Origin of the sequence: Acinetobacter sp. TSRC1-2 (genome assembly GCF_049895885.1) — a bacterium.
Taxonomy (GTDB): Bacteria; Pseudomonadota; Gammaproteobacteria; order Pseudomonadales; family Moraxellaceae; genus Acinetobacter.
The window spans coordinates 76,202-100,304 of record NZ_JAFCTF010000014.1 but is presented as its reverse complement, the minus strand read 5'-3'; the positions used below and the strand labels follow the sequence as shown (position 1 = coordinate 100,304).

The following is a 24,103-nucleotide window of genomic DNA, read 5'->3' as shown; positions in this document are numbered from 1 at the left end:
TTATTTTTGATATCCAGCATGCCAACGCAGCAAGTATTTTTCTAAGCCTACTGCCGATACATCGGCCAATTTTCCAAGCAGTGCATAGAGTAAAATCCCCACCAAGACCACGTCAGTCTGTAAAAATTCACGCGCATTCATGGTCATGTAGCCAATACCGGATTGTGCTGAAATGGTTTCTGCCACAATGAGCAACACCCACACCAGACCCAATGCAAAGCGTAAACCGACCAGAATGGATGGCATGGCACCCGGTAAAATAATTTCTTTGTATAACTGCCAGCGGGTCAGACCGTAGCTTTTACCCATCTCGATCAGTTGTGGATCAACCGAGCGAATACCATGATAAGTGTTGATATAAATCGGGAAGAACACACCGACAGCGACTAAAAATAGTTTGGCGGATTCATCAATCCCGAACCAGAGAATCACCAAAGGAATTAAAGCCAAGGCTGGAATATTACGGATCATTTGCAAGGTGGTGTCGAGCAGCGTCGATGCCGTCTTAGAAGAACCATTCAGTAGACCGAGTAGCAACCCTAAACCACCGCCAACCAATAAACCGAGCAGGGCACGTCCGGCACTGACTTTGACATGTTGCCCAAGTTCACCACTGATGAGCAGATGCCAAAATGCAGCTACGACCGCCGTCGGTGCAGGCAAAATACGGCTTTCTAACAGACCGGTACTGGATGCAATTTGCCAAATCAAGATCAGGGCAATCGGAACCAACCAAGGCAGCAAATGCTGCCCAAATTGTGTTCCACGTGAAACCTTGGTTTTAGCCAAGGCTTCGGCAGAAATGCTTTTACTCATTAAGCCGGCTCCTTAGCTTTTACTTCTTGTTTCGCCTCATCTGGTACGTAGTTATTTGCCACGATTTCACCAAAAGGACCGGTTAAGTTCGGTTGCGCCAATTTTTGACGGGTTTGCAAAGGCAGCAATGGGAACACCAGTTCAGCAAAACGGATAGATTCTTCAAGATGTGGATAGCCTGAGAAAATAAAGGTATCAATACCCATGTCGGCATATTCCTGAATGCGTGCAGCTACAGTTTGTGGATCGCCCACCAATGCCGTACCTGCGCCGCCACGAACAAGACCTACGCCTGCCCAAAGGTTCGGAGACACTTCAAGTTTGCTGCGATCGCCATTATGCAGTTCAGCCATGCGACGTTGACCGACCGAATCCATTTGTTTGAATTTTTGTTGTGCAGCCGCAATGGTTGCATCATCAACAAATTGAATCAGTTCTTCAGCCGCCGCCCATGCTTGTTCATTGGTTTCACGCACAATCACGTGTAAACGGATACCGTAATTTAGGCTACGCCCTTTAGCCGCAGCTTTAGCTTTGACATTTTCAATTTTTTCTTTCACTGCTGCAGGTGGCTCGCCCCAAGTTAGATAAGTATCGACCTGGTCGGTGGCCAATTCCACTGCGGCATCTGAAGAACCACCGAACCAAAGAGGTGGGTAAGGTTGTTGTACAGGTGGATAAAGCAGTTTTGCATCTTCCACTTGTAAACGTTCACCATTGAAACTGAAGCTTTCACCGGTATGTGAACGTTTTAAAATCTCACGCCAGATGGTGGTGTATTCAGCTGCAGTTTTATAGCGCGTCGCATGATCTTCATAAACGCCGTCACCTTTCAGCTCTTGCTCGTCACCACCAGTGACCAGATTCAGCAGAACACGACCATTCGATAAACGGTCAAAAGTGGCAGCCATACGTGCAGTCAGTGCCGGAGTCGTTACCCCGGGACGTAAAGCGACGAGGAATTTTAAATTTTTGGTGGCATCAATCAGGCTGGCTGCTGTAATCCATGGATCTTCACATGAACGCCCGGTTGGAATCAGTACGCCTTCATAACCCAAGTTATCTACCGCCACGGCAATCTGTTTCATATAAGCATGATCGACCTGACGTGCGCCTTTGCTTGTGCCTAAATAACGACTGTCACCATGCGTAGGAATAAACCAGAAAATTTTCATTGCTTTGATCCTTAGATTATTTGCCTGCCCAAACGGCTTGCTGAATATAGATAGATTTTGGAATGATCTTGAGTTCGCTAAAACGGTTTGCGAGTTCTTGTTGATTGGCAATCACTTTTTGAGTAAGTGGAGCCGCAGTTGACGGATTAGGACGACGTTGGATAAAGGTCTGGCTGACATTCGGTTTTAGTCCGGTACTTTGAGCAAATAGGGTTGCCGTTGCAGCCTTGTGGCTTTGTACCCATTTATCGGCAACGTTCAGTTGCTTGATAATGCCTTTTAATGCCTGCGAATGATTTTTAACTAAATCATTTGAAGCCAGATAGAAGGTGTAATTTGGACTTAAGCCTTTGCCTGTGGTCAGTACCTTAGCCTTATCTTCCAGTTGCGCCGCAGCATAGTACGGATCCCAAATGGCCCAGGCATCAATCGCACCTTTCTGGAAAGCCGCACGTGCATCAGCCGGGCTTAACCAGATCGGTTGAACGTCTGTCCATTGCAAACCGGCTTTACGTACTGCCTGCACCAACAAATAATGTGAGCTTGAACCGCGGTGAACCCCAATACGTTTACCCTTCAACTGGCTGAGCTGGGTAATTTTGGAATTGCTGGGTACCAAAATGGCAGAAGCCAAAGGTTTTGCGGTTTCATAAGCGAAATAATGCAAGGGCTTGTTGCCTGCCTGAGCATAGACCGGAGGCGTATCGCCTGTAGCACCGATATCCACAGAACCGACGGCCAAGGCCTCTAAAATTTGTGGACCGCCCGGAAATTCATTCCAGCTAATTTTCGCGTTGGGAAATTCCTGTTCAAATAACTTTTGCTGTTGCGCAATCACCAGATTGACAGAAGATTTTTGATAGCCCACGCGCAACTGTTTGACTGAAGGATCGGCTGCCCACGCGGCGCTCGAACCCAATATCGCACAAGCAATCAGCATCGCGTTCATGCCATGACTGGAGGTTTTGAACCAGGTAATTGCTTTGTTGTGTTGCTGATGTTGAGTCATTGTCGAGTCCTCTATTGTTCTGTTATTACTTGGCTAAAAGTGCAGCTTGAATATTGATTTCGTTTGGAATCAGTTTCTGGTTATAAAAAGCATCTGCAACATATTGCTGTTGTTTCACCACTTCATCAGAAATCGGTTGTACACCAAAACCCATGCGGGAAATGGAGGATTTAAGGATGCTGACAGACAGTCCTGTTGGTTTTTCCAGGAGTTTGGCTGCTTCGTCTTGATGCTGTGATACCCACTGTGTAGTGGTGTTTAACTCATTCACGACAGCTTTCAGCACATCCGGATGCTGCTCGGCAAATTTACGGTCTGCCAAATAGAACTGATGATTGCTAACCAAGTTTTCACCTGTTGCAATGACACGTGCACCAATTTGCTGTTCAGCAGCGGCAAAGAATGGATCCCAAATCACCCAGGCATCGACTGCACCTTTTTCAAAAGCGGCACGTGCATCGGAAGGCGGTAAATACACCACTTGAATGTCATCCAGTTTCAGGTTGTTGGCTTCAAGTAATTTGAGCAATAAGTAATGCACGTTTGAGCCTTTGTTCAGGACAACACGTTTACCTTTTAGATCCTGGATGTTTTGAATGGCTGAATCTTTTTGCACAATTAAGGCTTCAGCTTTAGGCGCTTGCGGTTGGTTGGCGATATAAACCAGATTCGAATTGGCGGCCTGAGCAAAAATAGGCGGTGCTTCACCTGCTTCTCCCAAGGACACACTGCCAACATTTAAACCTTCCAGCAATTGTGGACCGGCAGGAAATTCGACCCATTTCACATGGACGCCTTGGTCTTTCAACGCTGTTTCTAAAGTGCCGCGTTCTTTAATAATCGGTAACAAGCCATATTTTTGAAAACCAATATTTAAAGTCACCGTTTCAGCTTCTTTTTTTCCACAACCTGACATCATCATTGCGCCCGCAACTACTGAAGAAAGGACCAGCGATTTCGCCCAGAATTTTGCTTGAATGGCGCTCATGAATGTGTGCTCCGCAATAATGAAGTGTTGAATATTGAACACATACGCTAAAGCCTTTTCTTTTTCGAAAATAATAAAAAAATAGAAATTCTTAATGAGGAAAAAAGATAAATAAAAAAAAGAAAAACTTATGTGGAAAAATGATTTATAGGAACAATAAAATATGTTGTTTTAATTAATTATATTGTTGATATTAAATGAATTAAATTTTAAATCTTAGACCAATATAAAGTTATGTGAAAACTGCATAAGTAAATTGTCACAAATTTCGCAAAAGCACAGATAAAGATATAAAAAATAAAGCTATAGCTGTCATAAAAAAAGTCACTTTAAAGTGACTTTTTGAATACCAAGGAATTACGTTGGTAGTTATATAAGGCCTGACGCGCATTCGGCAGATCATCAACACTGGCCGGTTCAAAGCCATGCTCGACAAACCAGTGTGCAGTACGTGTGGTCAGCACAAACAGTTGCTGAATGCCCAATTTTTTAGCTTTGTCTTCCAAATAATACAAAATTTGACTACCACGATTGGACTTGCGATAGGTGGGATCAACCGCGACACAAGCGATCTCGGCGGATTTAATTTCATTGGCTGAAGCTGGAATCGGATACAGCGCAGCACAGGCTAAAATCATCCCATCACGTTCAATTACAGAAAACTGCTCGATTTCACTTTCTAAGCGTTCCCGTGAGCGATAAACCAAAATACCTTCAGCTTCAAGTGGGCGAAGTAAATTCATTAAGCCACCGACATCCTGAATCGTGGCAGTACGCACTTCTTCATAATGTGAATCGGTCATCATGGTGCCTGCACCATCGCGGGTGAACAGTTCTTCCAGCAATGCGCCATCATAGGTATAAGAAATTAAATGTACACGACGTACGCCTTGTAGTGAGGCATTTTTCGCACCGCGTAACTGCAAAGCGATATCCGGATTGGAGTCTTGATATTGCAAAATATGTTGATCAAGTTGATGCGGCGGAATTTCACGCTGCAATTGCCCAAATTCATTGACCAGACCTTGTTGTTTACCCAAGAAAATCAACTTGTCGGCTTTAAGCAAAATAGCGGTATTGGTGGCGACTTCTTCCGCGACCAGATTAAATACTTCGCCAGTATTGGAATAACCGGTTGGGCCAAGCAAGACAATATTATGATTTTTAAGATGTCTTTGAATGGCATCGGTATCCACGGTACGCAGTTCACCGGTCAGCTGGAAATCCACGCCATCACGAATGCCATAGGGTTTTGCGGTGACAAAATTGCCAGAAATGACATCAATACGTGCGCCGTACATCGGTGAGTTTGCCAGTCCCATCGAAAGCAGCGCTTCGATTTGCAGGCGAATGGAACCCACCGCATTCATCACGCAGCTTAAAGATTCACGTGTGGTAATCCGGCGATGATTATGAAACGGGGTTTGAATGCCGCTGGCTTTTAAGTTCTGATTGATTTGCGAACGTGCGCCATGCACCAGAATCAGACGAATGCCCAAAGAATGCAGCAGGGCAATGTCATGAATAATATGCTGGAAATTTTCATGTTGTACCGCTTCACCATCAAACATGATGACAAACGTTTTATTGCGGTGGGCATTGATATAAGGCGCAGAATGTCGAAACCAATGCACATATTGCAAAGTTGTGCTTTGTGATGTTTCCGATGAATTCGCGTGCATACTTATCTCAAATGAAGAATAAAATCCTATGCCTGATTCTAATCAAAAAATTGCCCAGAGGAAGCCCTAATAAAAAAAACACCTTAACAAAAGTTAAGGTGTCTGCAGCAGGGAATAAGTGGGACTGAGCGATTAGTTAATAATACGGACAATGCGGTTGTTACGTTCATTGACTAGAACATGATCCCCATTCACTTTATACCATTGCTGATTACGGCTTGATTTCGGTAACTGACGTGCTTCACGATCACTGATTTGGAAACGTGAGCTGCTGTATTGACGTGGTAAGGTTTGACCGACACGCCAATCACGACTCGGGTTTACACGTTTGTTGTCATAACGGTTATTGTTGTCCCAACGGCTGTCCTGATGCGATTGTGCATGGTTATAACGTTGACGATCATCATAACGATGATCTGGTGCTGCCATCGCAGAAGTAGCCATCAATGCAGATAGAGAGAGTGCAATTGTTGTTAGAATTTTTTTCATATCTTTCACCTAAATTTCAAAGAGAACGGTTATTTCGTTAAAGCTAAATTAACCAAAAACTAGAGATAAAAAATGAGAGCTTTATAGTTGAATTGTGAAATTCATGGAGAAAAAAAGAAGATTTTATAAACGCTGAAAAGCTTGCACTCAAAGACTTGCTGTTAAAATAAACAATTTTTTAAAAATAAAAAAAGCCCAAACCGGAGTTTGGGCATGGAGAATTTAAAACTGAATTTAAAAACCCTGAATACGAATGATATTATTACTATCAGTATCAACTAAAATATAGTCATTATTGATTTTGTACCACTGCTGGTTACGAGAGGGTTTTGGCAAGTCATGGCTTTTGTAATCGACTTTATAACCGTTACCCCGATAATGCTGCGGCATCACATAACCGGTTTGCCATTTATGCTGTTGTAGACGTTTTACCCCACGTTCTTCCCGAACACGGCGTTTATCTTGCATACGATCATCGTCATCATCCTGGTCACGAAAATCTCGACCATTATTCGACTGCTGATGACGCGGTTGATCCCAACCACGATTGTTATCGTGTTTCTCGTGAGGTGCAGCAGTGGTTACACTGTTTGCCATCAATGCACTGAAAGAGATTGCCAAAACTGTCAAAATCTTTTTCATGTTGAACCCTCATAGAAAAATTATTAATTTCAATCATGCTAATGTACGAAAAAATTGCAGAGAAACTGTGAAGATAAATCACTCATTTATTAAAAAATGCAGAGATAATAAGGATATTATGCAGAAATATCTCACGATTTAAAAATCTTAAGAAATTTTATATCGATATTAAATACTAGAAAAATAGGGTATTGATGAAAACTTTGTATCAAATTTTTGATAGCGCTTTTATTTATTCAAAATTGTTCTGACTAAATGCGGAAACAGCCCTATGGTGACTGTTCAATAAAACTGTTCTAGTTCCATTGCTCAGCAAGGTCTTGAAGTGAATTCACAGCCTCTGCAATTGCTTCTGCCTGGCCTGCATCATCCAGACCGGTAATCAATGTATTTGAAAGCTGTAATTTTTTAATGCTACGAATCGTTTCAATTTTACGTTTTTGATCAGCCATAACCTATTCCTCATATGCAGTGTTTTTCAATATGAATAAGCATAAGCTTATTTTTTTGATTTGAAAAAACGAATATTATTGTTGAATTTATTTGAAAATACGATTTATAGTTTGAGGTGATCTGAAAGTTATTTCACCTCAAAAAAGAGGCATAAAATAAAAAGGGAGCATGGGCTCCCTTTTTGATCTTTTTAAAGATTAATCCTGCGCATCAATACTTTGACCATTCAGATGCAAGCTGTCGTCACCCATTAAATACAGGTAAGCCGGCATGATCATTTCAGGGGTTGCCAAGGTTTTCGGATCTTCATCTGGATAGGCTTTGGCGCGCATGGCAGTCCGTGTTGCGCCCGGATTAATACAGTTAAAACGCACATTTGGATAAACATTTTCTTTGGCAAAAATCTGATTGACTGCTTCAATGGCAATTTTTGATACTGAGTAGGCTCCCCAACGCTCACGTGCTTCACGACCTACACCGGAACTGGCAAAAACCACAGAGGCATGCTCCGATTTTTGCAGAAGCGGTAACAGGGTTTGTGTCAGTAAAAATGGCGCACGCAGATTCACAGCCATCACATCGTCCCAGACATCGACCGGGTAATGGGCGAGTTCTGTGCGTTCACCCAGAATACCGGCGTTATGCAAAATGCCATCGAGGTGACCAAATTGTTTTTCTAAAGTATCGACCAGTAACTCATAGTCTCGAGGAGAGGCGCTGGAGAGTTGCAAAGGCAGAATAGCCGGTTGGGGTGCGCCCAAGCTTTCAATTTCATCATAAATGACTTCAAGCTTGTTTAAGGCACGTCCATGCAGGACTACTGTTGCCCCATGCAGGGCATAACTAATTGCAGCTGCACGACCAATACCATCGCCCGCACCTGTAATCAGGATAATGCGATCTTTTAGCAGATCGGGGCGAGGTTGATATTCTGAATATTTCATTGCATACCTCCTCGTTTATCGTATTTTTATGTCTTTATGAAATCAGAGAATTGTTATGTTGCTTTGAGATGACCAATTGGTTAATTACTTGATGTAATTCGGCAACTGTCTTGACTATACAATCAGCCTGCCATGCTGTTAAGTCATCTTTGTGTTGCAATGGTAAATAGCCATAGCCTGCCAAAATGGTATACATGTTGGCATTACGACCGGCATCAATATCACGTGGATGGTCGCCGACATAGATACAGTCTTCAGGTCGAATCTGAATGTGCTGGGCTGCCAGATACATCGGTTCAGGATCAGGCTTGGTTTTGCTGACATCTTCTGGACAAACCAGAACAGCACAGCGTTCAGACAAGTTCAGCGCTTTAAGTAAGGATTCACTTAACCAGCGTGGTTTATTGGTAACAATGCCCCAAGGAATATCGTGGCTTTCCAGTTCTTCAAGCAGCGGATACATGCCTTCGAACAGGTCAGTATCCACCGCAATATCTTCGCCATACAGATCTAAAAAACGTTGCCGATGGGCAAGAAAAACCGGATCTTCAACCTCCAGTTCCGGATAGACCAGTTTCACCATGGCGCGTGCGCCTTCAGACACTTGGGTACGGATTAAATCCGCAGCCACGATCTCGCATTGTTTATCGCGGCACATGTCTTGAATAATACGGATAAAGTCGGCAGCGGTGTCAATCAGAGTGCCATCTAGGTCAAACAGTACAGCTTTCATTCGGCACCTTCTTTTACCGTATAAACCATGTAGTTCACATCCACATTCGGTGCCAGCCAATAACGTTTGGTAATGGGATTAAAATGTAAACCGGTCATGTCTTTAAGTTTTAGGCCCGCACTGCGAATGTCATGCGCAAGTTCCGAAGGTTTGATGAATTTATGATAATCATGCGTGCCTTTGGCGAGCATCCGAAGGACATATTCCGCACCAATAATCGCAAATAAATAAGATTTTGGATTACGGTTAATGGTCGAGAAGAATACATGACCACCCGGTTTAACCAAGGTCTGGCAAGCTTGAATAATGGATGCTGGATCGGGTACATGCTCAAGCATTTCCATGCAAGTGACCACGTCATATTGTCCAGCTTGTTCTTCTGCCAACTGTTCTACGGGAACCTGGCGATATTCAATATTGGTCACATTTTCTTGTTCTGCATGAATACGCGCTACATTTAAAGGGGCTTCACCCATGTCGATGCCTAAAACTTTTGCACCACGACGTGCCATGCTTTCAGACAAAATACCGCCACCGCAGCCAACATCGAGGACTTTTTTGCCGGCAATGCCACCTGAATGTTCATCAATCCAATTTAAGCGTAAAGGGTTAATTTGATGCAGGGGACGGAACTCAGAATGCTGATCCCACCATATGGCTGCGAACGCTTCAAATTTGGCAATTTCTTGTGGATCAACATTCAATTGCGACATCGGTCTCACCTCAATCAAGTCATTATATTTTAAAAAAAGTTATAGGGGCTTAGTGTAGCGTTTATTCTCAAAAAAGCGATAAAAGCTGTAAAAAAGTTCACAGAATGAAAACGAATTCGGCATAATTGATTTATAGTCATCGTATAACTTAATCATAACGATTTAGAGGACAATAAGGTCAATGAAAAAATTCCTTTTAGGTAGTGTTGCTACTGCTGTTTTTGCCTTTTCAGGCATCGCAATGGCTGCCAATTTTGTCGCGGGTAAAGATTACACCGTGGTTGCCAACCCAGGTAAAGTTGAAGTTCCTGGAAAAATTGAAGTACGTGAGTTCTTTTGGTATGGCTGTCCTCACTGCTTTACATTAGAACCGCATATGCAGGCTTGGCTGAAAAAAATTCCTAAAGATGTCAACTTTGTGCGTACACCTGCTGCGATGAATCCAGTCTGGGAACAAGGCGCACGCGGTTATTATGTGTCTGAAGCATTAGGCGTTCGTAAGAAAACTCACTTGCCTTTATTCCATGCCATTCATGCCGGTGGTCAACAGATTTTTGACCAGAAATCACAAGCCAAGTTCTTTGTGAAATATGGCGTACCAGAAGCCAAATTTAACAGCATGTTTAATTCATTCGCGATTACCTCGAAAGTGGCTCAATCGAAGAAATTGGCACAACAATACCAACTGAGCGGTGTGCCTGCGGTCGTGGTAAATGGTAAATATGTGGTTCAAGGTGAAGATGCCAAAGTAACTCAAGTGGTGAGCTACCTGGTGGAAAAAGAGCGTAAAGCCAAATAAGTTTGATGTACTAAAAAACCGTAATTGTTAAAGCCAGTCAGTTAAGAAATTGACTGGCTTTTTCTTTTTTAAATTCCAGATAGTGTCCGATACACGGACATGTCATCCGCAACCTGAGTAAAAACAAAACACTATTTTGTTTGTAACGCAAAGTAGAGGTATTAAAAAAAGGGCTGTTTTTGCAAAAAGTTATTTTAAGTACAGAAATTGAACAGGTTTTGCAGTGAGGTGCATTGCGCCCTAAGATGCTTTTCTTGCGAACTCAAAATATATTTTGAGGCTCATCAGTTGGCGAATGAAAACCACTGTTTTGCAAGGAACAAACGAGCTTCGAACAGTTGATTGAAAATGGTAAGACTCCGTCTTGAATGGCCAAAAAGTTAAGCAAGTTATTGAAAAATAATTAATTCTTCAGCGTTACGCAACAGCTGCGGTTGCTTATATCTAATCTTGAGCGATTACTTGCTCACTGCTGCCAGTGTCGTATCCCAGTTGGAGATTCCGCGAAAAATGACATGTACCTGGGTAATAGTTTGCAGCTTAAATTTTATTTGTTGTTCTATTCGTTCATCCGTCTGATAGTGACGATTGATGTCCATCCAGGTCATCGCCCAAGTAAAGGATAAATTAATTAAAATATTCGAAATTACCTGAAGGTCTTGTACATTGCGGATGTGCTGTACCGTTTCCATTTTGCATAAATCATTGGCCAAGTCTTCAATTAAGAAATTAATTTCCCGTACAATGGCCTGACGAATCACTTCTGATCCGCCCCAGCGCTCGGCAATCATAAATACCCAAGGTTCAGGATTATGCTCAACCGCCTGGAAAAACAGATCTAGGCTGATTTTCGCTTTGGTATTCGGTTGGTAGATATAGGCTTGTCCAAGTTGATGCAGAATGCCTTTTAGATGCAGGGCCACCTGATCGACTAATTCGAGTCCAAGCTCATTCATGTCTTGAAAATGGCGATAAAACGCAGTCGGCACCAAACCGACGTGGCGCGCGATTTCACGCAAACTGATACTGCTAAAAGAACGTCCAGACGTGCTTAAAGCAAGCGCGGCATCCAAAAGCGCTTGGCGGCTTTGTTGTTTACGCTCATCCCGTATCGACATTCGACTACCCTAAAAAAATTCTGCATGAAGTCTATCAAAAAAAAACAAATTAAACGACGAATGTCAGTGAACAGGTGTTGACTGAATTAAAAAATAATTATAGTGTACAAGTGTTCACTGTAAGAACACCTGTTCACTCAAATAAATAACCAGCAATAAAAAAGAGGAACCTCATATGAGTCATGTGATGCAGTACCAACCGCAATGGATCCGAGAAGATTTCGTCGATTTTATTGCTGAAAAAGTGAATCCAGTTTGGGCGTGGAAAAAAGTGAAAGCCAGTATTGTCGAGCTAAACATGCTGAGCGAAGACTTTTATCAAATTCAGCTTCAGCCCAATCATAACTTTCAGGCAAAAGCATTTCGTGCTGGGCAAAGTATTTTAGTGACTGTAGTGATTGCAGGTGTTCGTCAGCAACGTAGTTATTCGATTGTAAAAATTACCACTCACGGCAACATTGTGATTGCAGTGAAACGCCAGGGTAAAGTATCCAATGTCTTAACGCGTTTAGCCCGAGGCAGCGTGGTGGAAATTTCTCAAGTTCAGGGCGATTTCATCTTAAGTTCATCTCAGGATTCTATTCTATTACTGGCATCGGGTAGCGGCATTACTGCTATTTATTCACTGTTAGAGCAGGCACTGGCTCAAAAGGTGAAGCAGATTGATCTGATCTATTTTACGCGTGACAATGCTTTTCATACTGAATTACTGCAATTGGCTGAACAATATCCACAGTTTCAATATCATCATTTTAATACTGTGGTACAGAAGCAACATTTAACGGCGGAACTGCTTGGAAGTGCCGTAGCGGATTTCGAGCAACGTCAAAGTTATGCCTGTGGTGCCAAGGGCATGATGCAAAGCCTGAACCAGATTTATCAACAACTGGGTATTACCAATCAACTCAAACAGGAATATTTCCAGGTCGTTGTAGATGAAACTGCAGCAGTACAACCGGTGGTATTTCTACGTGCCCAACAAGAATTTGAAGCAAAAACCAATTTACTTGAAAGTGCCGAACAGGCCGGGTTAAGACCGGCACATGGTTGCCGTATGGGGATTTGCAATACTTGCACTTGTACCAAAGTCAGCGGCTCAACCAAAAACTTGCTCACCGGTGAAATTGACCACGATAGCAATACCCAAATTAAATTGTGTATTAGCCAAGCTGTCAGTCCTGTAGTGATCAACCTTTAAAAATTTTAGTTCTGCTCGCACTTGCCATGAATAGGTGCTGAAGCATGACTCAGGAGAAAAATAATGAATATGTCAGTTAAATTTTTAGAAAACAGTAAATCAAAACATCTGAGCGCTAAACAAACTGCCGAATTTGGTGAGAAAGTCGATGCAATTCGCCGTGAAATTATGGACAGTATTGGCGAGCAAGATGCCCAATATATTTATAAAATTCGTGATTTTGTCCGTTATAGCGAAATAGCCTCTCGCGGGATGCTGATGTTTGGTGGCTGGATTCCACCGGTATGGTTGATGGGTACCGGTTTGTTGGGTCTGTCCAAAATCGTTGAAAATATGGAACTGGGTCATAACGTGATGCATGGTCAGTTTGACTGGCTCAATGATCCGAATCTGAATGGCGCCAATTATGACTGGGATACCATGGCGACCGGAGATGACTGGAAACATACCCATAACTACATTCATCACACTTATACCAATATTGTAGGTAAAGACCACGATGTTGGGTATGGCTTGCTGCGGGTCAGTGAAGCGCAAAAATGGGAACCGCGTTTTCTTTTCAATATTCCTTTAACCATTCAATTGATGGTATTTTTCGAATGGTATGTAGGCTTACAAAACCTACATTTAGAAGATGCCTTGATTTATAAGACCCGAACTTGGAAACAGGTCTGGGAAGATTCGGCAAAATTCCGTCAAAAAGCCATCCGACAAGTGGGCAAGGATTATGTGTTTTTCCCTTTAATTGCGGGGCCGAATGCTTTACCTGTATTTGCCGGCAATGCCGTAGCGAATGTGATTCGTAGTCTATGGGCATCAGCGGTCATCTTTAATGGTCATTTCACTGAAGATACAGAAACTTTTGAATCAGACAATACTGAAAATGAAACCCGTGCAGAATGGTATTTACGTCAAATTCGCGGATCGAGTAACTTTAGCGGCACAGAATGGTTGCATATTTTAAGTGGTAATTTGAGTCATCAAATTGAACACCATTTATTCCCTGATATGCCGGCTAACCGTTATGCAGAAGCGGCACCAAAAATTCGTGCCTTATGTGCGGAGTATGGCATTCACTATAATGAAGCCAGTTTTATGAAACAGTTTGGCAGTGTTTGGGTGCGTCTAGCTAAATGTTCTTTACCGAACTCTTGGACAGCATCGGTTGAGCAATCAAAACAAAAGTTAAAAACATTATTCCGCTTTTAAAGTGAAATAGAAAGGGATTTGAGCTAAGCATAATGGGAGGCTAATTCAACTGATGGCTAAATAGAAGCAGCGTGATTTTATGGTTTTTGTCAATCGATAGTCTGTCGGCAAAACCTTCAAGCTTGCTTCTGTTATACTAGGCCGCAATGAATTTTAGCCAAAGAGAACCGATTATGCGTATCGACCAACGTACAGTAGATCAATTACGTGACGTAAAAATTACCCGTAACTATACGCGTTATGCGGAAGGTTCAGTATTGATTGAATTTGGTCATACTAAAGTTCTTTGTACTGCAAGTATTGACAATTCAGTACCACGTTTCCTTAAAGGCAAGGGACAAGGTTGGGTCACCGCTGAATACGGTATGTTGCCACGTTCAACGCATACCCGTAGTGACCGTGAAGCCGCTCGTGGTAAACAAAGTGGCCGTACTCAAGAGATTCAGCGTCTGATTGGTCGTAGCTTGCGTGCCATGGTGGATTTGAAAAAACTGGGTGAAAACACCATTACCATTGACTGTGATGTGATTCAGGCAGATGGTGGTACACGTACCGCCGCTATTACTGGGGCAGCCGTAGCTCTCATTGATGCAATGAATGTATTGCTTGAGAAAAAGAAAATTAAGCAAGATCCACTTAAAGGTTTAGTGGCTGCGATTTCTGTCGGTATGTATAAAGATGAAGCGTTATTGGATCTGTGTTATGAAGAAGATTCAAGCTGTCAAACCGACTTAAATGTGGTCATGACACAAGCAGGCGAATTTATTGAACTGCAAGGTACTGCCGAAGAAAAACCCTTTACCCGTGCACAGTGTAACGAGATGCTTGAATTGGCTGAAAAAGGCATTCAAGAATTAATTAAAAAACAACAGGAAGCTTTAGGCTGGTAAGTTGTTTAATTAAGAAATAAAAAACGCACCTCAAGGTGCGTTCTTTATATAGATCAGCTAAAAGGACTGGATACAAAAAGGCTGCAATAGCTGCACCTTTTGAAACGCAGGCTTAAGATCAAGTTCATATTCAGTGCTTAGACTCATGTTTTATTTTTTCAGGAGGAGTAGATGTTAAATATCATTATCTTGGTTGTAGCCGTGGTAACGCTGGCGCTGATGACCAGTGATCCAAGGGCTTCAGAAAAAGAATCGATCCAATCCGCTTGGCAACAGAACACACCCTCCAGTAAAATTCAGGATTTAACATCTAAACCGAAATCTCAACCGCAAAATGATATTGAGCAGACTTAAGCATTAAACCGCATAGATAAATCAACCGCTTTGACGTCTTTGGTTAAAACGCCCATCGAAATATAGTCAACACCTGACGTTGCCACTTCACGTAAGTTGTCAATGGTGATGTTGCCCGATGCTTCCAACTTGCAACGACCGGCAACATGCTGAACCGCATCAATCATTTGTTGTTGACTGAAATTATCCAGCATTACGATATCGGCATGGGCTTCCAAGGCTTGATTGAGTTCATCCCAAGTTTCGACTTCAACTTCTACAGGTTTACCCGGTGCAATGTTATGCGCTTTGGCAATCGCCTGTGCAATGCCGCCTGCTGCCATAATATGGTTTTCTTTAATCAAGAATGCATCAAACAAACCAATGCGATGGTTTTGACCACCGCCAATAGCCACGGCATATTTTTGCGCAATACGTAAGCCGGGAAGGGTTTTACGGGTATCTAATAATTTGGTGTTTAAGCCTTCTAATTGTTTTACATATTCAGCCGTTTTCGTCGCAACTGCAGAAAGCGTTTGTATAAAATTCAGTACAGGGCGTTCAACCGTGAGTAAGCTGCGTGCAGAACCGGCCAGTTTTAAAAAGGCTTCATTGGCTTGTACGCGGTCGCCATCATTTTTAAGCCAAGTCACTTGTACCGATGAATCATATGCCTGAATCAGTGCATTCACCCAAGGCTGACCCGCCAGAACCATGTCTTCACGGCTAATGATGGTTGCGGTGGCTGGTTCATCTTCAGGAGTCAATAAAGCGGTGATATCACCCTCGCCAATATCTTCTTGTAAAGCCTGTTGAATATTGATCTGGATTGCGTGTTCCAACAAAGATTGAGATATGCTCATCAGAATTCCGTATCTTTTTTAAGCTATGAAAATTGCGCGTTATATTAGCATTGTTCATTTGAAAGAAATGTTTTTTCAATGGATTTTTATTTTTGGAATTTGAGATTTTAAGTTTAAAGTTTTAGGATTGCGCTAAAATCATCTACTTACACGAATAAGACTCAGGATAGGAATATGCAACAAGCACCGTCTTTTCAGGTCATCGATGGTCAGTTAATCGGTGCAAGGCAAGTACCATCCCCAAACTATAATCAACGTCCCGAATACACTGAAATTCAACTGGTTGTGGTACATAACATCAGTTTGCCACCCTCACAATTTGGCGGCGGCTATATTGAACAATTTTTTCAAAATCAGCTGGATTGGTCAAAGCATCCTTATTTTCAGACTATTCGAGGGATGCAGGTTTCGACGCATCTGCTCATTTTGCGCACGGGTGAAGTGCTGCAATTTGTGAATTTTAATGACCGTGCCTGGCATGCAGGGCGTTCAAGCTATTTATCCAAAAAAGAATGTAATGATTATTCCATTGGTATTGAACTGGAAGGCAGTGATGATCAGTCTTTTGAAGAGGTGCAATACAGTATATTGGCAAAAGTGATTGCGACATTACAGGCGACCTATCCGAAGATATTACAGCATCTGGCAGGGCACTCCGATATTGCCCCGGGACGTAAAACCGATCCCGGTCCTTTTTTTGATTGGTTAAAAACCAGAGCATTAATACAACAATCCAAAGCAGATCAATAGCTGCTCGAGTTTATGAATTAACAACGAAATTCCTTTGGAGTTTCTTTACAATAGCGACTTATTTTAAGACTGGGTGGAAACGATGGCGCTGTGGCGGTCGACCTTTATTGTCAGTGCAATGACCATGTTGTCTCGGATTTTGGGTTTAGTCCGAGATGTGGTTTTGCTGAATGTGTTTGGTGCAGGTAAAGATTTCGATACCTTTGTGGTTGCCTTTCGTATCCCTAACTTTTTTCGGCGCTTGTTCGCTGAAGGTGCCTTTTCGCAAGCCTTTATTCCGGTTCTAACCGAATATAAAACTACTAAAACCCATGCTGAAGTGCAAATTCTGATTAGTCGGGTCTTTGGTTGTCTGGCCACCTTTATGACCGCGCTGACATTCATTGCTATGATCGCTGCACCGGCGATTTTGTATATCTATGCACCGGGTTTCCATAGTGATCCAGAAAAATTTGCCCTAGCCACGGACATGTTCCGTCTGACCATTCCGTATTTACTGTTTATGTCGCTGACTGCTTTTGCCAGCAGTATCTTAAACAGTTACGGTTCATTTTCGACCCCGGCTTTTGCACCGGTTTTATTGAATGTCACCATGATTGCCGGCGCATGGTGGTTAACGCCTTATATGGCTGAACCGATTATGGCCTTAGGCTGGGCGGTCGTGGTTGCAGGTATTTTACAACTGGCGATTCAAATCCCGGAGCTATGGCGTAAAAATCTGCTTATTCCACCGAAAGTTGATTTTAAGCACGAAGGTGTGGATCGCATCATGAAACTGATGCTGCCTGCACTCTTTGGTGTTTCAGTAACGCAAATCAATTTGCTGCTGAACACCATCTGGGCATCCTTCATGCAAGACGGTTCGGTGTCCTGGTTATACAGTGCCGAACGCATGACCGAATTGCCTTTGGGCTTAATTGGAGTGGCGATTGGTACGGTCATTTTACCTTCTTTGTCTGCACGTCATGCCGAGCAAGATCAGTCCAAGTTCCGTGGCATGATCGACTGGGCTGCCAAAGTGGTTATGCTGGTCGGTATTCCTGCCAGTATTGCCTTGTTCATGCTATCGACTCCCATCATTCAGGCACTGTTCCAACGTGGGCAATTTACCCTTGAAGATACGCAAATGACCGCATTGGCTTTGCAATGTATGAGTGCCGGGGTAATTTCCTTCATGTTGATTAAAGTCTTTGCACCAGGGTTTTACGCACAGCAAGATACCCGAACCCCGGTACGTGTCGGTTTAATGGCCGTTGCAGCCAATGCGATTTTAAATGTGATCTTTATAGGCTTCTTTAAACTGATCCATTGGGAAGCCGAACATATGGCATTGGCCTTGGCCTCTTCTGGTTCTGCACTGGTGAATGCCGGAATGTTGTATTTCTATTTGCATCAACGCAATATTTTCCGTTTTGGGGCGCACTGGAAGAAACTTTTCCTTCAGTTTGCCATTGCCAATGCCATCATGATTGCGGCACTTTGGTATGCCTTGACTTGGTATAATGGCGATGTTTCGCAATGGATTCGCGTATTCGAAGTCATCGGACTTTGTGTAGTGGGTGTTTTGGCTTATGCGATTGGTTTATTGATCACAGGGTTCAGACCACGTCACTTAAGACCATAATAAACAGATCTCGAATTTATTCTTTATCTTGAAATAGGGGCCTGAATTTAATGTGTGAAAAATACTTTAATTTTTGCTTAATTTGATTCAGGCTTTTCTAATCTGATAGATGAATCTTTAATATAAAAAAAGAGCCCGAATAGGCTCTTTTTTATGAAACTAGAGGTATAAGGTAATTTTATACTTTCCCTCGAGAGAGGAAGCCGACAATTGCTAGAATAACTGCAATGACAAGTAGAATAACCGCGAAGTCTTTAGATAAGCCGGCGACACCACCGAAACCTAACAGACTGGCTATAAGTGCAATCACTGCAAAAATAATCGCCCAACGGAACATAAGCTTTCTCCAAGTGTTGTTATTTTCAAAGTAGATTTAGTATAGGACGTTGAAATTCCTAAAAGTGTTATGCTTATGTTGAAAAAATGTTCACTTTGACAGTAAATATATGATTCAAAGTAAAAATAACATTCATACATTGTGAACTTGAACACGCTATAATAATGAAAACCTCTCTTCTTTTTTGTTTTTATGACTGCGCAATTACGTCCGGAATTTTGGAAAAAATATCCTTTAGCTGAACTGAATCCTACTGAGTGGGAAGCACTTTGTGATGGGTGTGGTTTATGTTGTCTGATTAAACTGGAAGATGAAGAAATTGGCGAAGTAGCTTATACCAAGGTGTCATGCAAACTTTTAGATTGCAAAACAGCACATTGCAGTAATTATGCCGAGCGTTTTGAGTATGTTCCTGATTGCATTCAACTCACGCCTGAAAAATTGGCTACAATTCACTGGCTTCCACCCAGTTGTGCTTATCGTCGCTTAAAAGAAGGCAAGAAGTTACCGTCTTGGCATTATTTAAATACCGGTACACGGGAGAGTGTGATTAAGGCGAAAAAGTCGGCTGCAGGGCGCTGTATTTCGGAAGTAGAAGTCAATGAAGCCGATATTGAAGACTATATTGTTCGTTGGGTACGTTAATTTTAACCGTACAGTTTTTGGAAAAGATCTTCTAAAAGATATTTAGTTGATATCAGTTTAATCCTGTCAAGTTTGCGCTGCCTGTTGCAAGAGTGCTGGAATCAGCAAGCTTCAAAACCAGATGATTTTTTTGTAAAACATTTCAATTGAAATACGCGATATTAAAATTACATAGTAGACTGGTTTTAAGCACAGTAAAGAAATAACAAGATGTCAGATAGTCATATTCCACTGCCTGAGCGGCTCCGTCCACGTGATTTAGCAGAAATTATCGGTCAGGATCACTTATTGGGTGATCAAGCACCTTTACGCCAAATGATTGATCAAGGGCATTTACCCTCGATTATTTTTTGGGGACCACCGGGTGTGGGCAAAACCACCATTGCTTTGCTTTTGGCACAGGCGGTTGATCGACCTTTTGTCAGTCTATCTGCCTTGAATGCGGGAGTGAAAGAACTCCGTGAAATCATTGCTGAAAGTGGGGACTTACTAAAACCTGTAGTGTTTATTGATGAAATCCACCGTTTTAATAAGTCACAGCAAGATGCTTTATTGAATGCAGTGGAAAAGGGAAAAATCACGCTGATTGGTGCCACCACAGAAAACCCCTCCTTTGAAGTGAATAGTGCATTGTTATCGCGTTGTCAGGTGTATAGCCTGAATGCTTTAGATGCCGATGCCATTCAGACTTTATTGAATCAAGCTCTACAAAACGATACCTTTCTAAAAGAACGATTTATTCAAATTGAAGAATATGAAGCACTGATTCAATTTGCTGCCGGAGATGCGCGTAAAGCCCTCAATCTGCTAGACCTGATCGCCAGCACCTTTGAACCTGAACTTGAAAATGTCATTACCAATGCTATTGTGGTGAAAGTCGCGCAGCAGAATATTGCCCGCTATGACAAATCGGGCGAGCAGCATTATGACCTGGTCTCGGCTTTTATTAAGTCGATTCGCGGTAGTGATCCGGATGCAACTTTATATTGGATGGCACGCATGCTCAAAGGCGGGGAAGATCCGGTCTTTATTGCACGCCGTATGCTGATCGCAGCTTCCGAAGATATTGGTAACTCGAACCCCAATGCTTTGCTTCTTGCGGGAGAGTGTTTCCGTTCGGTACAAGCAGTAGGTATGCCGGAATGCCGGATTATTTTGGGACAGTGTGCAGTATATTTGGCGACCAGTGCCAAAAGTAACAGTACTTATTTGGCCATTAATAAGGCTTTGGACTTAGCTGAAAAAACCGCAAATTTACCCGTACCATTACATCTAAGAAATGCGCCAACTAAATTGATGAAAGAGCAGGGCTATGGCGTGGATTATCTCTATCCACACAATTACCCAGAGCATTTTGTCTTGCAAGACTATTTGCCGCCTGAATTAAAAGGCACCAAGTTATATGAGTCCGCACGAAATAAACGTGAAGTGGAAGGTGAGCGTTTACAGCAACGTCGTTGGCAGCAGGAACAGCAGCAGCAATAAAAAAAGCCCGATTCAGGGAGAATCGGGCTGAAAATAGGATGTCTTGGGGGAGATACATCCTAGAGGGTAAACAATAATCTGGTGGGCAAGGCATCAATCAAGATTTAATTTCGATGTTGCCTGATATATAAATTATATTAGCGGTTTAAGTTCAGAATGTAAAAACGATCATTTTTATTAAATAAATTTGTTTATTCGATTGAATAATTTATTCATGATCATAAAAAACCGAGCTTAAAAGCTCGGTTTTTTGAATCAGCATGCTGATTAGACTGATTAGATGTCAGAAAGATCGAGACCTAAACGTGTTGCCACTTCTTCATAAGCTTCAACCACACCGCCTAAACCTTGACGGAAACGGTCTTTGTCGAGTTTTTTCTTGGTGTCTTTGTCCCATAGACGGCAACCGTCTGGAGAGAATTCGTCACCCAGAACAATACGGTCGTGGAACACACCAAATTCAAGTTTGAAATCAACAAGAAGCATGTTGCCTTTGTCGAACAAATCTTTAAGTACTTCGTTTACTTTATAAGTCAGTACTTTCATTTGTTCAAGTTGTTCAGCCGTTGCCCAACCTAAAGCAATCGCTTGAGATTCGTTCACCATTGGATCGCCAAGTGCGTCATCTTTGAAGAACAATTCAAAAGTAGAAGGCGTTAATTCTTTACCTTCTTCAACACCTAAACGACGGCACAAGCTACCCGCTGCGTAGTTACGAATAACACATTCGACAGGAACCATTTTTAATTTTTTCACTAAAACTTCAGTAGGAGAAAGAAGTTTTTCAAAGTGAGTCTCAATGCCAGCAGCAGCCAATTTTTCCATGATGAAGGCGTTAAAACGGTTGTTCACCTTGCCTTTACGATCTAGCTGTTCGATTTTTTCGCCGTTAAATGCAGAGGCATCATCACGGAAGACTAGGATAAGGTGATCTGCACTGTCTGTTTCATAAACAGATTTCGCTTTACCAGTATAGAGCAAGGTTTGTTTCAACATGGGGGAACCTTTTTCAAAAAAAAATGCCTAGTACGACTAGGCTGGCCAATTTTGGTAAATCTGGGTTAACAGTTCTGCAGCTTTTTCTTTGTCTGCAAAGCTATTATCGGCATTGAACACAGCGATGTTGTTACTCGTTCCTACAGATGCAAGTCTTAATACATAGATCTGTTGATCGACCTTAATCGTTACTTCATAACGATTTTTACTTTGACCAACAATGGTATGGTTCAGGCTGCTGAGAGTAGCAAGTGTGTACTGCCAAATTGTAGCAGAATTTCCATCAATTTTGAGCAACGGATTTTGATTTCCATCACGAACTAACTGAGGGCGACCGACATTTTTGCTGTCATTTTGGCTATCTGTTGGTGCATTTGCCTGAGCTTTGTCAGGGCGAGGTAAAGCAAAACGGTTGCCACCTTTATTTTCAAGCTTAGGCGCGTGTTCAATCGCCAATGGGTCAACCACTGGAGACGGATACAATGGCGTTGCAGGTCGAACCATTGAACCTTCAGGATATTTCAGAGGTTCAAAGGTTGCAGTATTTTTATAATCCAGAGAACCATTGTTGATTCCCATTGAACTACAACCCACTAAACTGAATGCTGAAAGGGTAAGGGTTAAACCAAAACGTAATTGCATAGTGTTGTGCTCTTTATTTAATGACACCAGAAGCGTTCAATGCTTCACGCAGCGGTGTACGATATTGTTCTGCAAGAGGAGTTAATGGTAAACGAATACCTGTACCAATTAATCCCATTTCATGAAGCGCCCATTTCACAGGAATTGGGTTGGATTCACAAAATAGAATATTGTGTAAATTTGCAATTTCATTGTTTAAAGCTTCAGCGCGTTCTGTATTACCTGCAACCGCAGCAGCACATATTTGGCTCATTTCTTTAGGTGCAATATTGGCAGTCACAGAAATGTTGCCTTTCGCGCCAAAGCCCATCAATTGGTATGCAGTGGCATCATCACCAGAGTAAACGGTCATGTCCTTACCGTGTAATCCTTGAATAAGTTCTTGACCACGCGGTACATCACCAGTTGCGTCTTTAATCCCGATAATTTGCGGGATATCAGCCAGGCGAATCACCGTTTCATTTAACATGTCGACGCCAGTACGACCTGGTACATTGTAAAGAATTTGTGGCAAATCAACAGCTTCAGCAATAGCTTTATAATGCTGATATAAGCCTTCTTGTGTAGGCTTGTTGTAATAAGGCGTGACTAGAAGCGCTGCATCGGCACCGAGATCTTTGGCTTCCTTAGTGAGTTCGATCGCTTCATGGGTAGAGTTCGCCCCCGTACCTGCAATGACAGGAATACGTTTGTTGGCTACACGAATGATTTCAGCAATGACTTTGGTGTGTTCTGCCATGCTTAAGGTCGAAGCTTCACCAGTTGTGCCTACAGCAACAATACTGTTGGTACCTTGTGCTATATGCCACTCAACGAGCTTTTCTAGACCCTTCCAATCTACGCTGCCATCTTCAAACATCGGGGTGACGATTGCGACAATTGAACCTTGGATGATCTGTGCTTGCTGAGTCATTTTAAAAAAATATCCTATTTGTCCATCCGGCTGAGGTAGAAAAACATAAATTTGGATGGTTACCTATTCTGATTTATAGCATTTTCAACACGATTAAGCGTAATTGAATAATGCTTATGCAAATTATGAACGAACAAACGATGAAGAACAATATGCTTTAGTCAAACCGTATAAAAACTTTATGAAAAGCAAGTGAAAAATCTACTAAACAAAACAAAAGCCCTTTTTTACAATCGCAGTTCACTAAAAGTTTGCTCAGCATCACTATATAGGTGGCACCTTGTTATAACTCAAAAGTGCCAGTGAAGTTGTTATAAAAGTGCTTTAAAGCCAATACCACCGCCAATTCCGGGTAAAAACATCGGAATTTAAGATTTAATAAAGATGAGCATAGACTTGAGAGCTATATAAACCAAGAGTTTAAAAGATAAAAATCATCATTAAAAACTTAAGGAATAATCAGTTAAAACTATTAATCTATTTTTACCATTTTCGCACAGGATGATTTTCAGAATTGAAATCCTGATTGTCATATTGAATTTTTTGTGCTGATTAGTCGCGATTAAGTGTTTTTATGACTATCAGGTATTGCGCTAAGAAACGTTAAATATCCATTATTTTTATCCATAAATTAAAGAGTGTTCAACTTATTGGTAG

At 42.1% G+C, this 24,103-nt stretch carries 26 protein-coding genes; 9 read left to right on the top strand and 17 right to left on the bottom strand.

Annotated elements, in window-relative coordinates; all coding sequences use genetic code 11:
• The 11 genes from ssuC to ubiG all read right to left on the bottom strand — a co-directional run bounded on the left by ssuC (position 1) and on the right by ubiG (position 9,644).
• Positions 1 to 816 (bottom strand): aliphatic sulfonate ABC transporter permease SsuC, encoded by an 816-nt coding sequence (ssuC, locus tag ACP69Y_RS14145; RefSeq protein WP_425919010.1) that lies wholly within the window; start codon positions 814 to 816, stop codon positions 1 to 3.
• Positions 816 to 1,991, bottom strand: coding sequence for an FMNH2-dependent alkanesulfonate monooxygenase (ssuD, locus tag ACP69Y_RS14140; RefSeq protein ID WP_425919009.1), 1,176 nt, complete (start codon positions 1,989 to 1,991; stop codon positions 816 to 818). The genes ssuC and ssuD overlap by 1 nt, the downstream gene beginning before the upstream one ends.
• A 16-nt stretch (positions 1,992 to 2,007) precedes the next feature.
• Positions 2,008 to 3,000, bottom strand: a complete 993-nt coding sequence (locus tag ACP69Y_RS14135) for a sulfonate ABC transporter substrate-binding protein (protein WP_425919008.1) — start codon at positions 2,998 to 3,000, stop codon at positions 2,008 to 2,010.
• 25 nt (positions 3,001 to 3,025) lie between these two features.
• Entirely contained in the window at positions 3,026 to 3,988 is a 963-nt protein-coding gene (locus ACP69Y_RS14130; protein WP_425919007.1) for a sulfonate ABC transporter substrate-binding protein, read from the bottom strand.
• Positions 3,989 to 4,317: 329 nt separating this feature from the next.
• On the bottom strand, positions 4,318 to 5,670 hold the full coding sequence (argA, locus tag ACP69Y_RS14125; protein WP_425919006.1) for an amino-acid N-acetyltransferase: 1,353 nt from the start codon (positions 5,668 to 5,670) through the stop codon (positions 4,318 to 4,320).
• Positions 5,671 to 5,802: 132 nt separating this feature from the next.
• Positions 5,803 to 6,159, bottom strand: a complete 357-nt coding sequence (locus ACP69Y_RS14120; RefSeq protein WP_425919005.1) for an RcnB family protein — start codon at positions 6,157 to 6,159, stop codon at positions 5,803 to 5,805.
• A 234-nt stretch (positions 6,160 to 6,393) separates the two neighbouring features.
• On the bottom strand, positions 6,394 to 6,801 hold the full coding sequence (locus ACP69Y_RS14115; RefSeq protein WP_425919004.1) for an RcnB family protein: 408 nt from the start codon (positions 6,799 to 6,801) through the stop codon (positions 6,394 to 6,396).
• Positions 6,802 to 7,097: 296 nt separating this feature from the next.
• The gene (locus ACP69Y_RS14110; RefSeq protein WP_425919003.1) at positions 7,098 to 7,253 is read right to left on the bottom strand and encodes a hypothetical protein; all 156 of its coding nucleotides are present in this window, start codon (positions 7,251 to 7,253) and stop codon (positions 7,098 to 7,100) included.
• 198 nt (positions 7,254 to 7,451) lie between these two features.
• Positions 7,452 to 8,198, bottom strand: coding sequence for a YciK family oxidoreductase (locus ACP69Y_RS14105; protein ID WP_425919001.1), 747 nt, complete (start codon positions 8,196 to 8,198; stop codon positions 7,452 to 7,454).
• A gap of 34 nt (positions 8,199 to 8,232) precedes the next feature.
• Positions 8,233 to 8,931: an HAD family hydrolase gene (locus ACP69Y_RS14100; RefSeq protein WP_425919000.1), complete on the bottom strand. Its 699-nt coding sequence runs from the start codon at positions 8,929 to 8,931 to the stop codon at positions 8,233 to 8,235.
• Complete coding sequence (gene ubiG, locus ACP69Y_RS14095) at positions 8,928 to 9,644, bottom strand: bifunctional 2-polyprenyl-6-hydroxyphenol methylase/3-demethylubiquinol 3-O-methyltransferase UbiG (RefSeq protein ID WP_425918999.1); 717 nt, start codon at positions 9,642 to 9,644, stop codon at positions 8,928 to 8,930. The genes ACP69Y_RS14100 and ubiG overlap by 4 nt, the downstream gene beginning before the upstream one ends.
• A 181-nt stretch (positions 9,645 to 9,825) precedes the next feature.
• Here ubiG and ACP69Y_RS14090 point away from each other — a divergent pair, with 181 nt between their 5' ends.
• On the top strand, positions 9,826 to 10,443 hold the full coding sequence (locus ACP69Y_RS14090; protein WP_425918998.1) for a thiol:disulfide interchange protein DsbA/DsbL: 618 nt from the start codon (positions 9,826 to 9,828) through the stop codon (positions 10,441 to 10,443).
• Between the two features lie 458 nt (positions 10,444 to 10,901).
• On the opposite strand, the gene ACP69Y_RS14085 is transcribed toward ACP69Y_RS14090, so the two are convergent.
• Positions 10,902 to 11,561 carry a TetR family transcriptional regulator gene (locus ACP69Y_RS14085; protein WP_425918996.1) on the bottom strand — a complete coding sequence of 220 codons (660 nt, stop codon included), beginning with the start codon at positions 11,559 to 11,561 and terminating at the stop codon, positions 10,902 to 10,904.
• 175 nt (positions 11,562 to 11,736) lie between these two features.
• Between ACP69Y_RS14085 and ACP69Y_RS14080 the strand changes: the two genes are divergently transcribed.
• From ACP69Y_RS14080 to ACP69Y_RS14065, 4 genes are all read left to right on the top strand, one after another.
• Entirely contained in the window at positions 11,737 to 12,759 is a 1,023-nt protein-coding gene (locus tag ACP69Y_RS14080) for a ferredoxin reductase (RefSeq protein WP_425918995.1), read from the top strand.
• Positions 12,760 to 12,822: 63 nt separating this feature from the next.
• The gene (locus ACP69Y_RS14075) at positions 12,823 to 13,968 is read left to right on the top strand and encodes a fatty acid desaturase family protein (protein WP_425918993.1); all 1,146 of its coding nucleotides are present in this window, start codon (positions 12,823 to 12,825) and stop codon (positions 13,966 to 13,968) included.
• Positions 13,969 to 14,141: 173 nt separating this feature from the next.
• The gene (gene rph / locus ACP69Y_RS14070; RefSeq protein ID WP_131216929.1) at positions 14,142 to 14,858 is read left to right on the top strand and encodes a ribonuclease PH; all 717 of its coding nucleotides are present in this window, start codon (positions 14,142 to 14,144) and stop codon (positions 14,856 to 14,858) included.
• A 171-nt stretch (positions 14,859 to 15,029) separates the two neighbouring features.
• Positions 15,030 to 15,212, top strand: coding sequence for a hypothetical protein (locus ACP69Y_RS14065; protein WP_425918992.1), 183 nt, complete (start codon positions 15,030 to 15,032; stop codon positions 15,210 to 15,212).
• Here ACP69Y_RS14065 and nadC read toward each other — a convergent pair.
• Positions 15,209 to 16,054: a carboxylating nicotinate-nucleotide diphosphorylase gene (gene nadC / locus ACP69Y_RS14060; RefSeq protein ID WP_425918991.1), complete on the bottom strand. Its 846-nt coding sequence runs from the start codon at positions 16,052 to 16,054 to the stop codon at positions 15,209 to 15,211. The two genes, ACP69Y_RS14065 and nadC, sit on opposite strands and share 4 nt — an antisense overlap.
• A gap of 174 nt (positions 16,055 to 16,228) precedes the next feature.
• Between nadC and ampD the strand changes: the two genes are divergently transcribed.
• Together ampD and murJ are read left to right on the top strand one after the other, a co-directional pair.
• Positions 16,229 to 16,804: a 1,6-anhydro-N-acetylmuramyl-L-alanine amidase AmpD gene (ampD, locus tag ACP69Y_RS14055; RefSeq protein WP_425918990.1), complete on the top strand. Its 576-nt coding sequence runs from the start codon at positions 16,229 to 16,231 to the stop codon at positions 16,802 to 16,804.
• Positions 16,805 to 16,877: 73 nt separating this feature from the next.
• The gene (gene murJ / locus ACP69Y_RS14050; protein WP_425918989.1) at positions 16,878 to 18,428 is read left to right on the top strand and encodes a murein biosynthesis integral membrane protein MurJ; all 1,551 of its coding nucleotides are present in this window, start codon (positions 16,878 to 16,880) and stop codon (positions 18,426 to 18,428) included.
• Positions 18,429 to 18,606: 178 nt separating this feature from the next.
• Here the strand turns inward: murJ and ACP69Y_RS14045 are convergent, their stop codons facing one another.
• On the bottom strand, positions 18,607 to 18,765 hold the full coding sequence (locus ACP69Y_RS14045; protein ID WP_005006601.1) for a DUF1328 domain-containing protein: 159 nt from the start codon (positions 18,763 to 18,765) through the stop codon (positions 18,607 to 18,609).
• A gap of 192 nt (positions 18,766 to 18,957) precedes the next feature.
• On the opposite strand from ACP69Y_RS14045, the gene ACP69Y_RS14040 reads away from it, so the two are divergent.
• Positions 18,958 to 19,410: a YcgN family cysteine cluster protein gene (locus ACP69Y_RS14040; protein ID WP_425918988.1), complete on the top strand. Its 453-nt coding sequence runs from the start codon at positions 18,958 to 18,960 to the stop codon at positions 19,408 to 19,410.
• Between the two features lie 210 nt (positions 19,411 to 19,620).
• Positions 19,621 to 20,895 (top strand): replication-associated recombination protein A, encoded by a 1,275-nt coding sequence (locus tag ACP69Y_RS14035; RefSeq protein ID WP_425918987.1) that lies wholly within the window; start codon positions 19,621 to 19,623, stop codon positions 20,893 to 20,895.
• Between the two features lie 276 nt (positions 20,896 to 21,171).
• Here ACP69Y_RS14035 and purC read toward each other — a convergent pair whose 3' ends face one another.
• From purC to dapA, 3 genes are read right to left on the bottom strand one after another with little or no spacing between them, the layout of a single operon-like run.
• Positions 21,172 to 21,891 (bottom strand): phosphoribosylaminoimidazolesuccinocarboxamide synthase, encoded by a 720-nt coding sequence (purC, locus tag ACP69Y_RS14030; RefSeq protein ID WP_131216914.1) that lies wholly within the window; start codon positions 21,889 to 21,891, stop codon positions 21,172 to 21,174.
• A gap of 36 nt (positions 21,892 to 21,927) precedes the next feature.
• Entirely contained in the window at positions 21,928 to 22,533 is a 606-nt protein-coding gene (locus ACP69Y_RS14025; RefSeq protein WP_425918986.1) for a lipoprotein-34 precursor (NlpB), read from the bottom strand.
• 13 nt (positions 22,534 to 22,546) lie between these two features.
• Positions 22,547 to 23,446 (bottom strand): 4-hydroxy-tetrahydrodipicolinate synthase, encoded by a 900-nt coding sequence (gene dapA, locus ACP69Y_RS14020; RefSeq protein WP_425918985.1) that lies wholly within the window; start codon positions 23,444 to 23,446, stop codon positions 22,547 to 22,549.
• Between the last annotated feature and the right edge of the window lie 657 nt (positions 23,447 to 24,103).